We start from the raw sequence: 17540 nt of genomic DNA, 5'->3' as shown, positions 1-17540 counted from the left end.
CTTCATTTCACCCGAAGAAATGCCTCGTCCTTTCAGGTGGCAGACTGCGGAAGCAGGAAGCCCTTGAGAGCACGAAGCATACCCTTGAACACGTCGACGGTCACCGCTCGGAAACGAAAAACCGCCTTCATTTCAAAAATTAGGACAACAATTCTGTCCTAATTCTCGAATTTTATGACATAAGTGCCGCCTGTCTTCAATCCCCGGCCCACGAAAAAGTTAAGGCTAAACGACAGTTGATTACTGGTTGCGATGCCAGCTTGAAATAATCTTGCGCCGCGAATGACAGAACTCGGCTTTGATTACGCGGCACGAGCAGACACCGCTCATTCGGCATGTTTCCGGATTGATCAACGGTCCAAAAGGCTTATGGTCCGCCTCGCTCAAAGCCCCGCATCTTATCCCACATCGCTTGCAAGGTAACGTCATGTTCTTCGCCTCGGACAACTGGGCTGGCGCCCATCCCGCAATCAATGAACGCTTGTCGAAGGAATCCACCCGCTTTGCCGCGGCCTACGGCAACAGCGAGCTAGACCGCTCGATCGAGGCTCGCTTCAACGAGATGTTTGAACGCGACGTCGCCGTCTTCTTTGTCGCGACCGGCACGGCAGCCAATTCGCTAGCGCTTGCCAGCGTCGCCCGCCCCGGCGGCCTCACCTTTTGTCATTCCGAAGCGCATGTGATCGAGGACGAGTGCGGAGCACCCGACTTCTTCTCGGGCATGCGCATGGTCGCGGTCGAGGGCCCGGCCGGCAAAATGCTGCCGGAAAACCTTGTGGAGCGCATCTCACGCTACCCGCAAGACGCCATTCACCACGGCCGCGCCGCCGCCATCACCATGACGCAGGCAACAGAAGTCGGCACGATCTATACGCTCGAAGAAATCGACGCGATCGCAAAGATCGCCAAGGACAACGGTCTGCCGCTGCACATGGACGGGGCCCGCTTCGCCAATGCTCTGGTCGCGCTTGATTGCTCGCCCGCCGAGATGACCTGGAAGCGCGGCGTCGACGTGCTGTCCTTCGGCGGCACCAAGAACGGCTGCTGGTGCGCCGAGGCGATCGTGTTCTTCAATCCTGATCTCGCCAAGGATTTCGCATTCCTGCGCAAGCGCAGCGCACAGCTGTTTTCGAAATCGCGCTTTATCGCAGCCCAGTTCGACGCCTATCTGAAGGACGACCTGTGGATGGGTCTCGCCGGCCATGCCAACACCATGGCCGATCGCCTGCGCACCGGCTTCGGCGCGCTCAACAGCGCAAGGCTTGCCTGGCCGACGACATCGAACGAAGTGTTCGCCATCCTGCCGAAAGCCTCCGCCAAGGCCGCCGAAGAACAGGGCGCACGCTTCTACAACTGGCCGGCACCCCGCGACATTCCGGAAAAGGTCAAGGCAGACGAAGTGCTCATCCGCATGGTCACATCGTTTGCGACCACGGAAGAAGACGTCGACCAGTTCCTGTCGATCTGTGCTTCCGCCTGATCGTCAGCCCTGCTTTTGCGGCGCAATCTGCGCCGTAATCAGGTTGGACAGGGCCTCGACCAGCGCGGCATCTGCGCCGCGCCTGGAAATCAGCACGAACTCGACATCCTGCAGCGTTGGCAAACGGTCCCCGGTGATCTCCTTGAGGCCTTCGGGCGCCATGCTGCGCGGCTGCACGAGCACGCCCATTCCCGCCCGCGCCGCAGCCGTCAGACCGCTGAGACTGCCGCAGGTGCAGACGATCCGCCAGGACATACCGGCTCCATCCAGCGCCTCTTGCGCCACCCGCCGCGTGATCGAGGGCGACGGGAAGGCGATCAGCGGCAGAGCATCGGTCCGGTCGATCATGCGCTCCGGATCCCGCGCCAGCCACACAAGCGGCTCGCGGTAGAGCAGACGCCCATGGGTTTCCCCCACATGCCGTTTGGCGAGAACCAGATCGAGATCGCCCGCGTCCTGCATCTGATTGAGCACGGCCGACAGCGCCACGGTCAGCTCCAGATCGACCAGTGGATGCAGACGAATAAAATCTTCGAGAATGCCGGTCAGCCGGCTCGCAACCACATCCTCGGAAACGCCGAGCCGCAACCTGCCACGCAGCCGGCTTTCGCCGAACAACGAGGACACCTTGCTGTTGAGATCCAGCATTCCGCGCGCATAGCCCAGCAGCGCCTCCCCTTCCGTCGTCAGCCGCACGTGGTGCGTATCCCGCGAAACGAGCTGACGCCCGAGCGACTTTTCCAACCGCTGGATATGCTGGGTAACGGTCGACTGCCCGAGCCCCAGCCGTGCCGCCGTATCGGTAAAACTTCCCGTCTGCTCCAGCACGAGAAAACTGTTCAGGTGATGCAGGTTGAGCATGGTTATCCGACTTCGCGATAGCTGTTAGTGTTTGCATTCAAATTCATGATAAGCGAAGACAGCCTCGACAAACAATGAAATCGTCGAAGGATTTTCCATGCGCCGCTACCTGCCGGATCGCTTCACCGTCATGCTCGTCTGCACCGTCATCCTCGCCTCCTTCCTGCCGATCCAGGGTGTATGGGCGGAATGGTTCGGGGTGGCGACCGACATCGCCATCGGCCTGCTTTTCTTTCTGCATGGCGCGCGCCTGTCGCGGGATGTGGTGGTCGCAGGCGTCCTGCACTGGCGCCTGCATCTGACGATTCTTTTGACGACGTTCGCGATCTTCCCGATCCTTGGGCTCATGATCGGGTTCGTTCCAGAAGACATCCTGCCGGCACCGCTTTACATGGGCATCCTCTTCCTCTGCGTGCTGCCGTCCACCGTGCAGTCGTCGATCGCCTTTACCTCGATGGCGGGCGGCAACGTGCCGGCGGCGATCGTCGCGGCATCCGGCTCCAACATCCTCGGCATGTTCCTGACCCCGCTTCTGGTCGGCCTGCTTCTGTCGACGACTGGCGACGCCGGCGTTTCGACCGATGCCATCCAGAAGATCGGTCTTCAGCTTCTGGCACCGTTCATCGCCGGCCAGATCCTGCAGCCGTGGATCGGCAACTGGATCCGCTCCAAGAAGAAGATCCTCTCGCCCGTCGACCGCGGCTCGATCCTGATGGTCGTCTACCTCGCCTTCTCGGAAGCGGTCATCGAAGGGATCTGGAGCAGGTTTTCGGTGAGCGACATCGCCGCAGTCGTCGTCATCGACATGCTGCTTCTGACCGTCGTCATCTGCATCACCATGTTCGGCAGCAGACTGCTCGGCTTCAAGAAGGAAGACGAGATCACCATCACCTTCTGCGGCTCCAAGAAATCGCTGGCAAGCGGCGTACCGATGGCCAACGCCATCTTCTCCGGCCAGTCGGCCTCGATCGGCGCCATCGTCCTGCCGATCATGCTGTTCCATCAGATCCAGCTGATGGCCTGCGCCGCGATCGCCCAGAAATACGCCGATCGCGCCAGGGCCAAGGAAGAAGCCCTCGCCAAGGTCGCCGCAGCCTGAAACCGGCGTGCAGACCTTAAGGTGTGCCAATCAGGGCCGAAGCTTTGGCCCTGATTTCCTGAAGCTCAGAGGCTGAAACACGGCTCTTGCGTTCGGCGCGGCGTGAGCGCCAGTCGAGGCTTTTTACCTGATCTGCAAGGACGCATCCTTTGTCGTCCTTCAGAACGACCTCGAATGGATACCCTTTCACCTTCGTCGTCATCGGGCAGCAGAGCATCAGTCCGAAACGATTGTAGCTTGCGGGACTAAGGACGACTGCAGGCCGCCGCCCCGCTTGCTCGTGTCCGGACTGCGGCGAGAAATCAAGCCAGAGGATGTCGCCGGCATCGGGAACGTTGGACTGAGCGTTCACAACGCTTCTCTGCCGACCGGCGCACCAAAGTCGGCCTCGTCATGCAGATTGTCGGCGTTCATACCGGCAACAAGGTGGTCTAGCGTTGTGTCCAGTTCGGTAACAGCCTGGATAACGATACGGCCGTTTTCTTCGGATACTTCGACGACGGAATCCGGCTTGAGGTTTGCCGCTTCCATGACGGCTGCCGGAATGCGAACAGAAGCGCTGTCGCCCGATTTCTTGACAGTAACACGCATCGGCACTCCCTCACGTTGAAGATCAGGCTGAGATAATGTCGATACGGTAGGCCGCCCGGCAAACCCGGTCAATGCCAACCAAAACGCCCCCTCCCGGCGTGGGAAGAGGCGTCTGTATGCTACCCGTGACTGGAGGTCATTGGGCTGTCATTACTCTCCGTGGCGGGTCAGTTGACCTGCTGCGGAGCGATCTGCGCTTCGATCGTCTTGACGCTGTCGGACGCATCGGCCGCAATCGAGATACGGCGTGGCTTGAGCGCTTCCGGAATGTTGCGCACCAGATCGATGTGCAAGAGACCATTCTTCAGCGAAGCGGTTTCGACTTCCACGTGATCGGCGAGCTGGAAGCGGCGCTCGAAGGCGCGCTTGGCGATGCCGCGGTAGAGATATTCGGTCTCGGCACCGGCTTCGTCATCGCTCTTCTCGCCCTTCACGGTCAGCGAATGGGCCTGGAATTCGATCGAGAGTTCCTTCTCGTCAAATCCCGCGACAGCCATCGTGATGCGATAGGTGTTGTCGCCGGTCCGCTCGATATTGTAGGGCGGATAGCTCTGCGCCTGATCGCCAAGGTTGCGATTGTCAAGTAGATTGAAGAGACGGTCGAAACCGACGGTGGAGCGGTACAGGGGGGAAAAATCGACGTGACGCATAAAGTCCTCCATTGAAGCGACGTTGCGGTTTAGGTTTGGCGTCTCACCCCGTTCTGGCGATGAAGACCCCGTTCTGCAGGCCCTTTCGGCGCCTGCAGAGGAAAGATGGGAATTGATTTTCCGTCATTCAAGAGGTTTTTTCATTGGGGAAATTCATCCCGTGACGGGCTCGGCTTCCTGGTTATAGGCCGACAGGTCAGAGTTCTCCGCTCCGGCCTCGCCTCTATCCGCATCCACCATTTCAGATGATTTCACTTGACGTGGCGGCCCGGATCGCTTGAGCCTGTCGGCATGACTGACACGCCCCACGCCTCACAGACCCTGTTGCGATCGACGCCGGAAAACCCGGCGCCGGCCGATTACACCGCTGGCCATTTCACCGGTCACCGCGGCACGAAGCTGCGTTACGCGCTTTTCCGCTCACCGGTCTCACCAGCCCGCGGCACGATCGTGCTGCTGCAGGGGCGCAATGAGTTCATCGAGAAATATTTCGAGACTATCCGCGAGCTCAACGCGATGGGCCTGTGGGTCGCGACCTACGATCTGCGCGGCCAGGGCGGTTCCGACCGCGAGACGCGGCATCCGAAAAAAGGCCATGTCAGACATTTCTCCGACTACCAGAAAGACCTCGACATCTTTCTCGAGCAGATCGTGCTTCCGGATGCGCGCCTGCCGTTTTTTCTGATCGCCCATTCCACCGGCGCGCTGATCGCCCTTTCGTCGGCGCCGAAACTCGCCAACCGGATCAGCCGCATGGCGCTGCTGTCGCCCTATATCGGCTTTCAGGGCCAGGCCCTGCCGGAACGCATCGTCTGGCCGCTTTCGACGGTCATGCGCTGGACCGGGTTCGGCAAGATCCAGCTTGGCGGAGACAAGCGCTTCATACCCTTCGAACGAAACGGCCTGACCGGCGATCGCACCCGCTTCGAGCGAAATCTCGGCCTCTACGCCGCCTATCCGGAACTGACAGTCGGCGCACCGACGGCCGGCTGGGTTCACGAGACCCTTCGCGCAGGCCGGCGCGTCTCGTCGCAGGCGCATCTGACACGGATCACCATTCCGACGCTGATCATCGCGCCTGTCCTTGATGGCGTCGTGCCCTATTCGGCCCAGGAGGAACTCTCGCGCAATTTCCGGGCGGCACAGCTCATCACCATCACCGGCGGCCGCCATGAGCTGCTGCAGGAAAAGAATATCTACCGGGCCCAGGTGATGGCGGCGCTCGAGGCCTTCATGCCCGGTCTCGATGGCGGCATAGACCTCAGCGAAACCGCGGCCTGACCCGTCTTATCGGCGCGCCAGCAGCGCAAGCGCTTCGGCGTGCACGCTACGCGAACCGGCGGCGATGATATTGCCGCCGTTCTCCGGCCGGCCACCGTCCCAGTCGGTGATGATGCCGCCGGCCTGCTCGATGATCGGGATCAGCGCACCGACATCATAGGGCTGAAGATTGTTCTCAACCACGAGGTCGATATGACCGCCCGCCAGAAGGCAATAGGCGTAGCAATCGCAGCCATAACGGAACAGCCGCACCTTCTCTTCGATCGAGCGGTAAAGGGCCAGATCCTCGCCCTCGAAAATATGCGGTGACGTGGTGAAGAGAACCGCATCGGACAGCTGTCCGCAGTCACGCACGGCAAGAACGGCCTCACCACCCGGGCCGCGATAGGTTGCGACCTTGCCATCGGCAAAATAACGTTCGCCAGTAAACGGCTGGTCCATCATGCCCATCGTGGCGCGACCATTCGACTGCAAGCCGATCAACGTGCCCCACAGCGGCACGCCTGAGATAAAGGCCCGCGTCCCGTCGATCGGATCGATGACCCAGACATGCTCGCGGTCGAGCCCGACATTTCCATGCTCTTCGCCCAGGATACCGTGTTCGGGAAACCGCGCCTCGATCAGGGCCCGGATGGCGGTTTCCGCCGCCCTGTCGCCCTCGGTCACCGGATCGAAACCGCCGGCCAGCTTGTTGACGACGGAGACACCGGTGCGGAAGCGCGGCAGCGTCTGCTCGCGGGCGGCATCGGCGAGCGTATCGAAAAAGGCGCGATCAGGCAGCATCAACAACTCCGTCCCAGAAAAGCTGCCCCCGTTCTAAAGCAGGTCTTGACGCTTAGAAAGGCCTGAACCGTTCTTCGACTGACCAAAACGTGATCACTTCGCCAAATAATGATGCAATTTTCATCACGTCAAATAATTGATTGACAAATGTGCATAACGGACGTAGCGTCTTCATACAGTCTTTGACTGTAAATACCCTCCTTGGGTGTTTCCTCCCTAGACTTAGCCGCGCTGTAAGCGCGGTTTTTTTTGTCCAAATACAGGGATGGAAGGATATCGCTCGATGAGCACGCAGATGTCTGCATGCTGCGGCATTGAGTTCTGTCAGGGAGTCGGCTACCTCGGCGATCGAAGTCAGCCTGATGCGGGGATACTATTCCGCGGCGAGCGCGGTATCGCCGGCCGAGAAATCAGCGACGAAGTCGGCCATCTGGCGCATGAACAGCGAGAGTGCGGCGGCGATCGCATCGAATTCCGGCCGCTTCGAAAGCGTCCCCTCATCCACGTAAAGCCCGCGGTTGATCTCGATCTGCAGCGCGTGCAGGCCGCGCACGGGCCGGCCGTAATGTTCGGTGATGAACCCGCCAGCATAGGGTTTGTTGCGCACGGCGGCAAAACCCATCTCGCTCAGGAAGCTGAGCGCCGCGCGCGAAAGCTCGGCAGACGCGCTTGTGCCGTAGCGATCGCCGATGATGAAGTCGGGCTTCACGTTCGAACCCGAAAGCCGGATATTGCCAGGCATCGAGTGACAATCAATCAGCACGCAGATGCCGAACCGGGCATGCGTGGCCGCGATCAGCCGGCGCAGGCAGGCATGGTATGGCTTGTAGATTGCCTCGATCCGGGACAGGCCCTCCGCCACCGAAAGCTTGCGCCGGTAGATATCCATGTTCTCGGCGACGATGCGCGGAATGGTGCCGAGGCCACCGGCAACGCGCATCGATCCGATATTGGCGTAAGGCGGCAACGGACCATCGAACATACGCGGATCGAGTTCGAACGGCTCGCGATTGACGTCGAGATAGGCCCTGGGGAAATGGGCGGCCAGCAAGGGCGCGCCAAGTTCCGGCGCATCGGCGAAGAGATCGTCGACATAATGATCTGCCGAACGGCGAATCGCCATCGAGTCGAGATTGCTGTCGGCAAGAAAGCTTTCCGGGTAGCACCGGCCGCTATGGGGAGAGTTGTACACGAAGGGAATGGTTTGCCTGGCGGGTTCCCTTACTTCGAAATGCTCAGGATCGCCGGCGTTGAAATCCATTCCGTTTTTACCATGTCATGAACAAGTCGGATGAGGTATGTTGCCAGTTGCCCGGCGGGAAGTCCATACTATGTAATCCCACCAAGGCTGCTTCGGCTCTTATTAAACGGATGTTTACCGTCAATTGAGAGTGTAGACGGCCATACAGCCACGACTCATAGACAGATAGCGGTCCCCGAGATGCTTCCAAAAATCCTTCTCGCCGAAGATGACAACGACATGCGCCGGTTCCTGGTGAAAGCGTTGGAAAAGGCGGGCTACAAGGTCATTTCCTTCGACAACGGCGCCAGCGCCTACGACCGGCTCCGCGAAGAGCCTTTCTCGCTGCTCCTGACCGACATCGTCATGCCCGAGATGGACGGCATCGAGCTCGCCCGCCGCGCGACCGAACTCGACCCCGATCTCAAGGTCATGTTCATCACAGGGTTTGCCGCCGTCGCTCTGAATTCTGATTCGAAGGCCCCGAAGGATGCAAAGGTTCTCTCCAAGCCCTTCCACCTGCGCGATCTTGTGGACGAAGTGAACAAGCTTCTGGCCGCGTAAGCCCGGTTTTCCGGCGGCTGTCAAAAAGACTTCACAAAACCGGAAAAAGCCTATTGACGGCACATCGGTTTCTGTGGTCTTAAGCCGCCCATCGGATGGGCGTATAGCTCAGCGGGAGAGCACTACGTTGACATCGTAGGGGTCACAGGTTCAATCCCTGTTACGCCCACCATCCGATCCTCTAAAAGGCCCTGTTTCGACAGGGCTTTTTGGTTTCTAGGCGATCCCCAAATCCCTTACCTTGCCACCGGCGGCGGCCATTGATTTTACGGAAGAACTCTCTGCGCTCCCCTCACCCATTTCGGTGCTGAAAAGCCATCTCGCTTTCGAACTGGCGCAGTCGACGAATCACTTGCGCACATAGTGCCCCTACAGGTTCACTGAACCTGTAGGCCGCGGTTCGGGAGGCTTCTGATCGATGATGAGGCAGAGGGTTCAGCGAGGGTCTTCAACCCCGAGAAGGTTACTGAAGACTGCCGATGGTCTGCTCGCAAGTTGAGGTAGAAGGCGCGCGCGATCGGCGCCCTCAGAGTGCTCGACAACCGAATGGTTCTAACCCAGGGCGATGTCGTGCGTCTGCTTGAATCGACCCGGCGCCAATCAAACCGGACCCGCAATCCGGATATGAGCGACTTCTCAAGATCCGAGCCGCTCAGGAAATGAAGTCGCGACGGTGACAGAGGGAGACTGATGTCGGATGACGAGAAGAACCATCGCATCGATTGCAGAACTCAAACGCATGGCCCAGGTCGCAAACGAAGAAGGCGTAGCTGTCGAGCTGGAACGCGATGGGATCATCGTACGCGTGATGCCGTTTCAGCCCGCTCAGACGATTGGACCGAGGCAGACTCGCGAGGAAGAAACCGAAGGCGGGCTGACTCAAACGCTGGCAGATACAAATCGACGACGCTAGCGGTCGACACGTGGCCTTGACGCACTAGCAAATCCTGTCACCTTTGACCCGTATGAGGTGAGGTGGAGCATGAAGGAATTTTTCATCGCGCTCGTGGGGGCTGTCTGCGGGAGTTTGGCGACGGTGGGGGCCGCCTCATTTGGTTACCTAAGTAAGGATCGTGAACTCGATATTGAGATGGTCAGAGTTTCTCTGAATATCCTGTCCGGCGAAAGGCAAGATACATCTGGTCCCGGTAGAAGATTTGCTCTTAGAGCACTTGCGGAATATTCCGGAATTAAAATCCCTCCGGATGAATTCGAAAAATGGGTCGAAAGCGGTACGCTGCCTAAGTCTGTTCTTACTGGAACTCTACGAGCCCACGAGGTTCCTTTCGGCATGGAAACGACCTCACCAGATGGGCGCAAGGGCTTATATTTGGGAGATGGTGCTGCGGGCTTAGTGCTCCTCGAGACTTTGCCGGATGGAAGCGCACAAATAACAGCAGCACCCAGCCCTCGCCCACCAGAGCTGGATTACAAGCCAAGAGAGCGAAACCCTGTGCCGAGTCCCTAAAACAAGAATCAAGACATCATCCGTCAGCTTGATGAGGTTATCCTTTTCGACGAGCGGCAGGCCGAGAAAACCGGTTCTGAGCGTACTACTCGCCTTTTCCATGCGACTTTATTTAAGCTAGCGCTGACTCGAGAGGGACTGACAAAAACATGACACTGAACGACCGAGATATCGACGCTGCGATCAGAGATCGAGGGCTCATAACAAATTCCAATCCCCGTGGCCTCGCTGGTGCGTGCTACGAATTGCGGATGGGAAGCGTCTACTACGACCTGACCGAAGGCGGGAAACGATTCGCTCTTTCTGAAGGCGAGCACGCGCTGATCAAGCCTGGTCATCGCGTGGTTTTAATCACGGCGGAGGAGCTTAATGTCCCACCAAATCTCCTTGTTCGTATCATCAGTAAAGGCGCATTGTTCAGCATTGGTCTTAGTCCCGTCTCGACCTACGCGGATCCAGGTTTCGCTGGCAACCTAGGCATCGTCACCCAGAACATTAGCGATAAGTATATTGTCCTCCCACAGGGAGAGCCAATCGCGAAGGCGGACTTTACGCAACTATCTGGCAATGCCGATCGTCCTTACCACGGCCAGCATGGTTTCCAAGCAGGCATCTGGCCCATCAAGGCACACCTTCAAAAAGAATATTCGGAGGTTAGCGGAGACAGCCGTGTAGAATCAGAGAGGCAAGAATCTCTGGCTTTGCTTCCGTCGGCAACACGGACTGCGATAGAAAGGCTAGAGAATACATTGGCCATCATGTTGGTGGCAGTTTTTATCGCGATCGCGTTAAATGCGGTTTTCCTCTTCCTCGTGCAGGGACAACTACTCGACCAGTTTTGGGGAATAGTAGGTAACCTTGCTTCGAGCGCCATCATTGGCATCGCGTCAATTTTCATTAACTCAAGTCGGAGAAATCGTTAATGCAACTTACGGACCTGATAGACAGTCAGATCAATGCCGATGAAAGGCGTGGATTCCCAGTCAAGTTTGGCACGGATGCAGAGCGACTCGATCAACTCTTGCGAGATTTAGTTGGCCTCACCAGTGAGGTTGGTGAATTCGCTGATAGCTTGAAGAAGGTCGGGCTCGCGATCTCAAATCCCGGATACAATGGTGTAAGCCTCAGTGAGGCTACACCACAGCTACGCTCAGAACTCGCTGACATTTCCATCTACGTATTCCGCCTGATTTCCATCTTGGACGGAAATCTTGAAAGTGAGATTTTGCGAAAGATGGCAATCAATCAGGAACGGTATAAGCACCTTGAGCGATAGACTGACATTCTTTGTAGCCGTGAACACTGGCTTCATAACGAATGGGCTGCCTGACCGGCGGTTTCTGGATTTCTATGAGAGCCGCAGCTCTCACGAACTCTACTGTTCGATCGTCGGCAACGTGGTCGTGCCGGGTGGTTACGGAAGCAATGCATCAACGCCGACAATAACTGATGACCTCGTTTGGGGTGAGCTTGCGAGAGGAATCGCATACGGAGGAGCAAGACCGGGCATCCAGCTTGCTTCAGCTTGGGATGGGTATGTCGGCGCGAGGAAATTCGTAACTTCGGCACCAAACACCACTATTCAACAAGCCCGCGCACTAATGGCGAGCAAGGGTCGACACGAATTATCGGAGGTAATAGATTCCTTCAGATCTGCGGCACGTAAGGCTTTGGAACATGGATTCAGACATGTGCAGCTTCATGCTGCTCATGGGTATCTGCTAAGTCTTTTGATCGACCGCCGCATAAATCCCCTCGCTGATTTCGTACTCGATGGACTAAGCTCGCTTGCCGTCTACCTCCGCCGCGAGGGTATAGAGACGTCAATACGGATCTCAATGAAGACAGGTGATGAAAGCTTCGATAATGCCGGAGCGGTTGAATTCCAAGACGAAGTAGCAGCGCTTCCCTTCGATTTCGTTGATCTATCGTCAGGCTTCTACAACGTTGATAAACGTTTGATCTACCCAACGACGCCCGACTTTCTAGCCTCGAGGATGTCGCAGAGCCGTCAAGTCGCTAGCCGACATCTAAACCGCAACTTCATCTTTTCAGGCCGCCTAAAGATGGATAGTTTGGGAGATCTTCCTTCGAACATGCACCCGGGACTCTGCCGAGATCTTATTGCTAACCCTAATTTCCTCCTAACTACTCAGAACGGCTGCGCAAACCACAACAAGTGTCACTACTACTCAAGAGGCAAAGCGCACCTGACCTGCGGGGAGTGGAAATCATCCCCAACATAAGCCCATCGGCCTGGCCTACCTTCAGAAACTCGCACCGCGACCAGCCGTAAGTTTACCGGCAGTTCTGCTAGTCGGCCATGCTGCCCGTAGGCGATGTCGTTCATGGGTAAGGCAGATCCCCGTGCTCCGGATAAAAACTCGAGACGTTCCCTCATTCGTTGAAGAAGTGGCCGCCACGGGTGCAACACCACCGACATCGTCGGGTGAGCGGTTTGCAACCGATGCCATACTCGGCTTGGGAAGCTCGCAGAATTGCTAACAAACGCAAGGCAGCGTGTCACTGGACTATTGACTTGGCCTTAACTGGCTCGGCATGTCTCGCAAGCAAAGTGTGCTTAGACCTCTAACACGCTCCGTTCCGGGCGAGAAATTGACGCCTGGATCCACTATGTCAATTGTGCCATGGCGATGGCCGAATCCCATCTTCTCGTACGGAAATTAGAAGAGCCACGCTTAGACCGACAGAAAGTCTTTGAGGAAAGCAATTTTTTTCTCAAGTTTTTCCAACCCCTCCCTGTCTAGAAGGGCCGTCACCTTCACAGTGTCGCCACTGATCTCAGCGTTGATTATATTTAGTTCCATCGCTGGCGCTGCGATGGCGGGGGGCGTCGGATGGAAATTTGTACTATGCACCTGATTTGTCTCCGGTCTCGTGATCGATTCATCAGGACTTGCATCGAAATCGGAATCGTCGCTACCACTTTCGAACGCTTTAGATTGCTCTAGGTATCGGACAGTATCGAGATAGGCTTTTGCAACGGGACCTATAGCTCGATCTAAAAAGTTCTCACGTACAAGCCATCCTCTCAACGCCGCCTCTGAGGGTGTGCCATCGCTAAATCTAGATCTAATAACATTGAACACGCTTGGTGAAAAACCGGCCTCCTTCAGGGCTGCACGCTTGTCGTGTTCGCTATCCGGAAAAATTATATCCACTAAAGTCTGCGTGACGCGAAGCTGACCCTTACCTGCTCGTTCAACGAGCCCGTAATGAGCAAGAGTTGCCAATGTTTTGTCAGCGGCGCCGCTCGTGCCACCGTATCCTATATGCCGCGCAGCCACATCTCGATCGATTGGGTTTTTCCTATCTTTTTCGAATATTTGCCTAGCCAGGTCGATTGCTTTTTCTAGCGAAAAATTTGGGTATGCAGGACTTTGCTTTTGCGTCACGATCGCTGTCTCCTCTAGATTGCTTCTCCATAACCTATAGATTAAGCAATCAAATAAAGCAATAAGATCGCAGCAAACGCTTTTGATGATTGCTTATCTGTTGGAGATGTGCGCAAATACGAGTCGCCGAGGTTGCATCCTTGGCAATTGTGAAAACTTGGAGAGCAAATGGAGGCGCCCTATAACGACCGCTTCCTGATCTAACGGGTCTAGACCACCCGGCTAGTTTCAGCAGTCGCCATAGGGCGGCACGAGCCGAGGCGTGAATGCCTCGCTTCAAAAGTGATCTGAAAATGGTTTCAGATCAGGAACAATGACCGAGTGACGGTTATCGTGAGCGATATGACCATGATTCATTCATTGAATCTCGTCAACCGTTATTCGGTCGCAGCCTTTCTAGAAAGGAAAGGATATGCACGACCGCAAGGTTACGCCGGACATCGTTCCGGTAATTAAGTTGGCTCGTATGAACCGGATTCCCTACTCGTGGATCTCCGGCTATTATCCGGGTTTGAATTTCGGCCGTATTGCAGACGTTATGGCGGGCAAGTTGTTTCCCGACATCCCGCCTGCCGATACGTTGCCTCCGGATTTTCCGACGACACACTAAGAGCAATACCGGGGGCGGCCTAGCGGTCGCCCTTTTTACGTCCTGGAATTGCACGGCCTGTTTTCGGCATGACCATCGCTTCAACTGCGTTTCCAAAGGGAGCGCGGTCCTAGAGAAATCCTTATGTACCGTTTCGCCACCCAAGTTTGGATTCGGCTGGCACTCGGGTTTCCGCCGGCGTTGATTGTCGAGGAATGTTTTGCCGTTTGCGCTAGGGCTCGCCGACCTTCTGCCGCTCGACGCGATCAAGCCGCTGCCTGAGATCCATGATCACGTCGCGGGCGCCGTAGACGCTTCCCTGCGCCTGCTTGAGTTCGTCGACTTGGCGCTGCTGATCTTGGAAGCGCTGATCGTAGTTGGCCCACACACGAGCGTGCTCGTCTCGCGGCACCAGCCCTTCCCGAAGCTCCTTGATAGCGGCTTCGGTTCGCTGGCGATCCTCTTGTCCACGAGCCGTGCGCCACTCCATTTCCTTCTGCGTGACCATGCCGGCGACGATCGTCGATAGGCTGTCCTTCGTCTCAAGCGATCGCATGCGCATATCCTCGCGCATGGTGGTGATGTTGTCCTTTATTGGCTGCAGCGCCATGAAGCCCAGCCCGCCAAGCACAGTGATCGTCACTGAACAAAAGCCGATGATGATCGGCCACTGCGTTTTCGAGCCACCGCGAATGTCATCAACTAGCGAGCGGATCTGCGAGGCGATCTCGGAAAAGCCCTTGCCCATCCGGTTGTCGAGGTCGCCGATCTGGCGCGATTGGTTCTCGACACGCTCGCCAAGCTGCGCATATTTCGCTTCTGGATCAAAGCCGCCGCTTGGCATGTCGTTTCTCCCTGTCATGGTCCCGGAGCCCTTCCAATAAAAAAACCGCCCCGAAGGGCGGCGCAGCGTAGTTATTTCTGAAGTGATTGTTGGCAGTCAAAGTTCGCTATTTCGCTTGTTTCAGACTATGGCCACATGCAGACGTGCCAGCATTGCTTTAGTCTTTACCGGCAATTCATCTAGAGGAGTTCCCAGTTGAAACGTGTCGACCTATACATCCTGACGTTACTCGTCCTGGTTCCGTTAATCGGCCTTACAGTGGTCGTCACCACGGTATCGATTACTGCGGTCGGGCGGTTTGCACGGAGTTTGGACTTCTACCGGACGGCAGATAACTGGGCAGTCGTTCGGCAGTTTGAGGGAGGCATTCAGGCGTTAGACACCACTACCGGCCGTCTCTGCATTATCTGGACCGACCCCTCCAGAACACCCGCAGAGTGCTCGCGGCCGAAGAAATAGGCTCCAAGAGCACTGCTTTAGTTGCGCAAGACATTTATCACTGACAACCAAGTGGCGCGCACCAAGCAGAAGCTTGTAAAGCAGTCTGTATGGACATCTGGAGCAGCTGTTGCCCCTGATGTTATAAAAAATGTCCCTACGGACTCAAGCCCAACCTAGATTCCTGAAGATGATTTTACTGCCGGGGAAAGCCCCCTCGATAAGCGCTTCTAATTCTTCCTGTTCATCCATCGCGAAATTATAGTTGATCGTCAGATGGATAGCGTTTCCGGCGAAATCAATCTTACAGGCGTCGCCTTTTGCTTGCTCAAAAACCGACTGAGCGAAGTCAAACATCTCTTGACGGTTGTCTAGTCGAATTTCCGACGTGGGCGTTACGATGACTTCTGCCGATCTCCCGCTGCCATCAAACTCTACAGGAAATGCACCCCGTCTCATTTCTAAAGTAAAACCGTTAGCCTCTGCCATTGCCGCTCTCCTTTGTTGAGAAACGTATAGAAGCAGCTATGTGTAATTCTAGCGAGCGAAAAGAATTCTGCAACATTTCGAAGCCCCTCAGGCCGCCGCGCCCATATGTCTGGCGAACTGAAGGGCATTCAGCTAGGTCATGCCGGCTTGTTGGCTGGGAAAGCGTAGACGAAGGCGGCGTTAATCGCCGTCATCAGGCCCGCCGTGATCTGCGCCTGGCTGAAGCCGAAGGCGGTGCAGGTCTGCACCTGGTCGACGAGAGCGCACTCGGCAACGCTGGTCCATTTTGTTGCGATATAGGCGAGCAGGATAGCAACGAGATTGCCGATAAGCGCGCCGATGAGCTTGCTGTACTGGGACATGCGACTTTCCTTTCGGGGGTTAAAGCTTGGACTGCACCATGGCGCGCATCTGGTCGCCGATCGCGGCCGCGCCTTGGATGGAGGTGTCGAACGGCAGGCGGGCGATGTCCCACTTGCCTTTCTGCTTGATGCCTAGGTTCGTCTGGACTTCGGCATGGCTGAGGACTGTCTTGCGGCTGACCTTGATGCTGTATCGATTGCACAGCTGCCCCAAGACGTTTGCCAGTTCGTCCCACTGAACGCGCGTGATCGGCTGCTTGCCGGCGCTGAAGGGGTTCTCGATGGCGCCAGCCATGCCGCAGAGCGACACACCGATGAACCCGGTGTTGCAGTTCAGCGTGTGAGCTGCGTAGCCGGCCTTCGCCTTCGGCAGGCTATTCAGGTCGATAGAGGGGGCGCCTCGGACATGCTTGCCGTCGCTCTCGATCAGGAGATGGTAATGCGAACGGTCGGGATCGCTCGCCTTGTTCTGACCGGCCGTCCAGTGGAAGACGATTCCAGTGATCTTGGCATCCGGCATCCAGGCGGCAGGGATGACCCTGTCTTTAATGTCAATCGATGTCGTGGGTACCGGAGGCGGCAGCGACGTGGCCGGCGCGTCGGCAAGGGTGCGAAGCCTCTCCAGCTGGTCGAGCGCAGCGTTAAACGCATCGTCGGCCTCTTTGCCGTAGCCGCCGTCGGCACCATATTTGGGGAGCAAGAAGCCAAGCATCAGCAAGCGCTTCTGCGTTTTCTGCAGAGACGGGTTCATGTCAGATTTTCCTTTGAGGTTGCGCCGTTTCGGAGCGGTCGCTTTGGATCTTCAGAAGGCGGTAACGCTGCGCGCCATCAGGCAGGAACCGGAAGCGCCGTCGTGCTTTCGAAGATGAGCGGAGGTTTCGATGGACAAATTTTCAACGGTATTCGCAGTGTTGGCCGCGTTCCTTGCGATGGGCTTAGTCGCAATGGACTTCCTTGCGTACTGGTGACCAACGAGGATGGGCGGCTAGATCTGGCCGTTGTGCTCGTCTGATGATCAGCTACAAATTAATGCGTCGCGGTTGCCTTCCCTAAAGGACCCCCTCCCGCGGCGGAGGCCCGGCGCGGTGGACCTCGCGTACAGCGGGCGCCGGGTCTCCTAAGTAGAAACCGCATCTGGCCAAAGAGTTTTCACGCGCTAGCTTCTGTGATGCCGTGGCCGTCTTCCTTGATGCCCACCACGGCAGAGGCTCGGCGTTGGGTCTCCGGTTCCCTACAGTGAGCGCCGAGCCTCACCTCTCCCACGTAGCGACCTACGCCGGCCACGCGATTTCCGGCATGCCGCCGATGAATTCTGGTATCGTTGGCGCAGCACTCTCCCCAGCCTCGACGGAAGCGAGCAGAGTGAACATGTACAGCAGGCAGCA

General features: G+C 57.0%; 21 protein-coding genes and 1 tRNA gene. 11 read left to right on the top strand and 11 right to left on the bottom strand.

Features of this window, described 5'->3' with window-relative positions; genetic code table 11:
- The first annotated feature begins 427 nt into the window (after positions 1-427).
- Positions 428-1480, top strand: a complete 1053-nt coding sequence (locus ASF70_RS20180; RefSeq protein ID WP_062582331.1) for a low specificity L-threonine aldolase — start codon at positions 428-430, stop codon at positions 1478-1480.
- 3 nt (positions 1481-1483) lie between these two features.
- Here the strand turns inward: ASF70_RS20180 and ASF70_RS20175 are convergent, their stop codons facing one another.
- Positions 1484-2341, bottom strand: coding sequence for a LysR family transcriptional regulator (locus tag ASF70_RS20175; protein WP_062582329.1), 858 nt, complete (start codon positions 2339-2341; stop codon positions 1484-1486).
- Positions 2342-2438: 97 nt separating this feature from the next.
- Between ASF70_RS20175 and ASF70_RS20170 the strand changes: the two genes are divergently transcribed.
- The gene (locus ASF70_RS20170) at positions 2439-3440 is read left to right on the top strand and encodes a bile acid:sodium symporter family protein (protein ID WP_062582327.1); all 1002 of its coding nucleotides are present in this window, start codon (positions 2439-2441) and stop codon (positions 3438-3440) included.
- Positions 3441-3456: 16 nt separating this feature from the next.
- On the opposite strand, the gene mazF is transcribed toward ASF70_RS20170, so the two are convergent.
- From mazF to ASF70_RS20155, 3 genes are all read right to left on the bottom strand, one after another.
- Positions 3457-3792, bottom strand: a complete 336-nt coding sequence (mazF, locus tag ASF70_RS20165) for an endoribonuclease MazF (protein ID WP_062582325.1) — start codon at positions 3790-3792, stop codon at positions 3457-3459.
- The gene (locus ASF70_RS20160; RefSeq protein ID WP_062582324.1) at positions 3789-4031 is read right to left on the bottom strand and encodes an AbrB/MazE/SpoVT family DNA-binding domain-containing protein; all 243 of its coding nucleotides are present in this window, start codon (positions 4029-4031) and stop codon (positions 3789-3791) included. The genes mazF and ASF70_RS20160 overlap by 4 nt, the downstream gene beginning before the upstream one ends.
- 167 nt (positions 4032-4198) lie before the next feature.
- Positions 4199-4681, bottom strand: a complete 483-nt coding sequence (locus ASF70_RS20155) for an Hsp20 family protein (RefSeq protein WP_062460976.1) — start codon at positions 4679-4681, stop codon at positions 4199-4201.
- 291 nt (positions 4682-4972) lie between these two features.
- Between ASF70_RS20155 and ASF70_RS20150 the strand changes: the two genes are divergently transcribed.
- Positions 4973-5962: an alpha/beta hydrolase gene (locus ASF70_RS20150; protein ID WP_062582322.1), complete on the top strand. Its 990-nt coding sequence runs from the start codon at positions 4973-4975 to the stop codon at positions 5960-5962.
- Positions 5963-5968: 6 nt separating this feature from the next.
- On the opposite strand, the gene hisN is transcribed toward ASF70_RS20150, so the two are convergent.
- Together hisN and ASF70_RS20140 are read right to left on the bottom strand one after the other, a co-directional pair.
- Complete coding sequence (hisN, locus tag ASF70_RS20145) at positions 5969-6745, bottom strand: histidinol-phosphatase (protein ID WP_062460982.1); 777 nt, start codon at positions 6743-6745, stop codon at positions 5969-5971.
- 373 nt (positions 6746-7118) lie between these two features.
- Positions 7119-8006 (bottom strand): N-formylglutamate amidohydrolase, encoded by an 888-nt coding sequence (locus ASF70_RS20140; RefSeq protein ID WP_062582320.1) that lies wholly within the window; start codon positions 8004-8006, stop codon positions 7119-7121.
- A 180-nt stretch (positions 8007-8186) separates the two neighbouring features.
- Between ASF70_RS20140 and cpdR1 the strand changes: the two genes are divergently transcribed.
- The 7 genes from cpdR1 to ASF70_RS20105 all read left to right on the top strand — a co-directional run bounded on the left by cpdR1 (position 8187) and on the right by ASF70_RS20105 (position 12263).
- Complete coding sequence (gene cpdR1 / locus ASF70_RS20135; RefSeq protein WP_062460988.1) at positions 8187-8549, top strand: response regulator CpdR1; 363 nt, start codon at positions 8187-8189, stop codon at positions 8547-8549.
- 97 nt (positions 8550-8646) lie between these two features.
- Positions 8647-8721 (top strand) — tRNA-Val (locus tag ASF70_RS20130).
- A gap of 525 nt (positions 8722-9246) precedes the next feature.
- Positions 9247-9462, top strand: coding sequence for a hypothetical protein (locus tag ASF70_RS20125; protein WP_062582318.1), 216 nt, complete (start codon positions 9247-9249; stop codon positions 9460-9462).
- 69 nt (positions 9463-9531) lie between these two features.
- Positions 9532-10017: a hypothetical protein gene (locus ASF70_RS24080; protein ID WP_156461892.1), complete on the top strand. Its 486-nt coding sequence runs from the start codon at positions 9532-9534 to the stop codon at positions 10015-10017.
- Between the two features lie 149 nt (positions 10018-10166).
- Positions 10167-10940 carry a hypothetical protein gene (locus tag ASF70_RS20115; RefSeq protein WP_062582314.1) on the top strand — a complete coding sequence of 258 codons (774 nt, stop codon included), beginning with the start codon at positions 10167-10169 and terminating at the stop codon, positions 10938-10940.
- The gene (locus ASF70_RS20110) at positions 10940-11293 is read left to right on the top strand and encodes a MazG nucleotide pyrophosphohydrolase domain-containing protein (protein ID WP_062582312.1); all 354 of its coding nucleotides are present in this window, start codon (positions 10940-10942) and stop codon (positions 11291-11293) included. Before ASF70_RS20115 ends, ASF70_RS20110 begins: the two co-directional genes overlap by 1 nt.
- On the top strand, positions 11283-12263 hold the full coding sequence (locus tag ASF70_RS20105) for a hypothetical protein (RefSeq protein WP_062582311.1): 981 nt from the start codon (positions 11283-11285) through the stop codon (positions 12261-12263). The genes ASF70_RS20110 and ASF70_RS20105 overlap by 11 nt, the downstream gene beginning before the upstream one ends.
- A gap of 453 nt (positions 12264-12716) precedes the next feature.
- On the opposite strand, the gene ASF70_RS20100 is transcribed toward ASF70_RS20105, so the two are convergent.
- Positions 12717-13433 (bottom strand): hypothetical protein, encoded by a 717-nt coding sequence (locus tag ASF70_RS20100; protein WP_062582310.1) that lies wholly within the window; start codon positions 13431-13433, stop codon positions 12717-12719.
- Positions 13434-13845: 412 nt separating this feature from the next.
- Here ASF70_RS20100 and ASF70_RS20095 point away from each other — a divergent pair, with 412 nt between their 5' ends.
- Positions 13846-14043 (top strand): hypothetical protein, encoded by a 198-nt coding sequence (locus tag ASF70_RS20095; protein ID WP_062582309.1) that lies wholly within the window; start codon positions 13846-13848, stop codon positions 14041-14043.
- Positions 14044-14254: 211 nt separating this feature from the next.
- Here the strand turns inward: ASF70_RS20095 and ASF70_RS20090 are convergent, their stop codons facing one another.
- The 4 genes from ASF70_RS20090 to ASF70_RS20075 form a co-directional block, all read right to left on the bottom strand.
- Positions 14255-14866, bottom strand: coding sequence for a hypothetical protein (locus ASF70_RS20090; RefSeq protein WP_082471994.1), 612 nt, complete (start codon positions 14864-14866; stop codon positions 14255-14257).
- A 603-nt stretch (positions 14867-15469) separates the two neighbouring features.
- On the bottom strand, positions 15470-15793 hold the full coding sequence (locus ASF70_RS20085; RefSeq protein ID WP_062582307.1) for a hypothetical protein: 324 nt from the start codon (positions 15791-15793) through the stop codon (positions 15470-15472).
- Positions 15794-15930: 137 nt separating this feature from the next.
- Complete coding sequence (locus ASF70_RS20080; protein WP_062582306.1) at positions 15931-16155, bottom strand: hypothetical protein; 225 nt, start codon at positions 16153-16155, stop codon at positions 15931-15933.
- Positions 16156-16174: 19 nt separating this feature from the next.
- On the bottom strand, positions 16175-16906 hold the full coding sequence (locus ASF70_RS20075; protein ID WP_062582303.1) for a peptidoglycan recognition family protein: 732 nt from the start codon (positions 16904-16906) through the stop codon (positions 16175-16177).
- Between the last annotated feature and the right edge of the window lie 634 nt (positions 16907-17540).

The sequence above is a fragment of the Rhizobium sp. Leaf321 genome (assembly GCF_001423215.1).
Taxonomy (GTDB): domain Bacteria; phylum Pseudomonadota; class Alphaproteobacteria; order Rhizobiales; family Rhizobiaceae; genus Neorhizobium; species Neorhizobium soli.
The sequence above is the reverse complement of the archived record's forward strand: the minus strand, read 5'-3'. Positions and strand labels throughout refer to the sequence as shown.

What these genes read in the sequence shown, in the direction of transcription:
- ASF70_RS20115 (WP_062582314.1), top strand. Translation starts at nt 10,167, where the DNA reads ATGACACTGAACGACCGAGATATCGACGCTGCGATCAGAGATCGAGGG.
- ASF70_RS20160 (WP_062582324.1), bottom strand. Translation starts at nt 4,031, where the DNA reads ATGCGTGTTACTGTCAAGAAATCGGGCGACAGCGCTTCTGTTCGCATT.
- ASF70_RS20175 (WP_062582329.1), bottom strand. Translation starts at nt 2,341, where the DNA reads ATGCTCAACCTGCATCACCTGAACAGTTTTCTCGTGCTGGAGCAGACG.
- ASF70_RS20180 (WP_062582331.1), top strand. Translation starts at nt 428, where the DNA reads ATGTTCTTCGCCTCGGACAACTGGGCTGGCGCCCATCCCGCAATCAAT.
- ASF70_RS20095 (WP_062582309.1), top strand. Translation starts at nt 13,846, where the DNA reads ATGCACGACCGCAAGGTTACGCCGGACATCGTTCCGGTAATTAAGTTG.
- ASF70_RS20140 (WP_062582320.1), bottom strand. Translation starts at nt 8,006, where the DNA reads ATGGATTTCAACGCCGGCGATCCTGAGCATTTCGAAGTAAGGGAACCC.
- ASF70_RS20080 (WP_062582306.1), bottom strand. Translation starts at nt 16,155, where the DNA reads ATGTCCCAGTACAGCAAGCTCATCGGCGCGCTTATCGGCAATCTCGTT.
- ASF70_RS20150 (WP_062582322.1), top strand. Translation starts at nt 4,973, where the DNA reads ATGACTGACACGCCCCACGCCTCACAGACCCTGTTGCGATCGACGCCG.
- ASF70_RS20110 (WP_062582312.1), top strand. Translation starts at nt 10,940, where the DNA reads ATGCAACTTACGGACCTGATAGACAGTCAGATCAATGCCGATGAAAGG.
- ASF70_RS20125 (WP_062582318.1), top strand. Translation starts at nt 9,247, where the DNA reads ATGACGAGAAGAACCATCGCATCGATTGCAGAACTCAAACGCATGGCC.
- ASF70_RS24080 (WP_156461892.1), top strand. Translation starts at nt 9,532, where the DNA reads ATGAAGGAATTTTTCATCGCGCTCGTGGGGGCTGTCTGCGGGAGTTTG.
- ASF70_RS20155 (WP_062460976.1), bottom strand. Translation starts at nt 4,681, where the DNA reads ATGCGTCACGTCGATTTTTCCCCCCTGTACCGCTCCACCGTCGGTTTC.
- hisN (WP_062460982.1), bottom strand. Translation starts at nt 6,745, where the DNA reads ATGCTGCCTGATCGCGCCTTTTTCGATACGCTCGCCGATGCCGCCCGC.
- ASF70_RS20170 (WP_062582327.1), top strand. Translation starts at nt 2,439, where the DNA reads ATGCGCCGCTACCTGCCGGATCGCTTCACCGTCATGCTCGTCTGCACC.
- ASF70_RS20085 (WP_062582307.1), bottom strand. Translation starts at nt 15,793, where the DNA reads ATGGCAGAGGCTAACGGTTTTACTTTAGAAATGAGACGGGGTGCATTT.
- cpdR1 (WP_062460988.1), top strand. Translation starts at nt 8,187, where the DNA reads ATGCTTCCAAAAATCCTTCTCGCCGAAGATGACAACGACATGCGCCGG.
- ASF70_RS20090 (WP_082471994.1), bottom strand. Translation starts at nt 14,866, where the DNA reads ATGCCAAGCGGCGGCTTTGATCCAGAAGCGAAATATGCGCAGCTTGGC.
- ASF70_RS20075 (WP_062582303.1), bottom strand. Translation starts at nt 16,906, where the DNA reads ATGAACCCGTCTCTGCAGAAAACGCAGAAGCGCTTGCTGATGCTTGGC.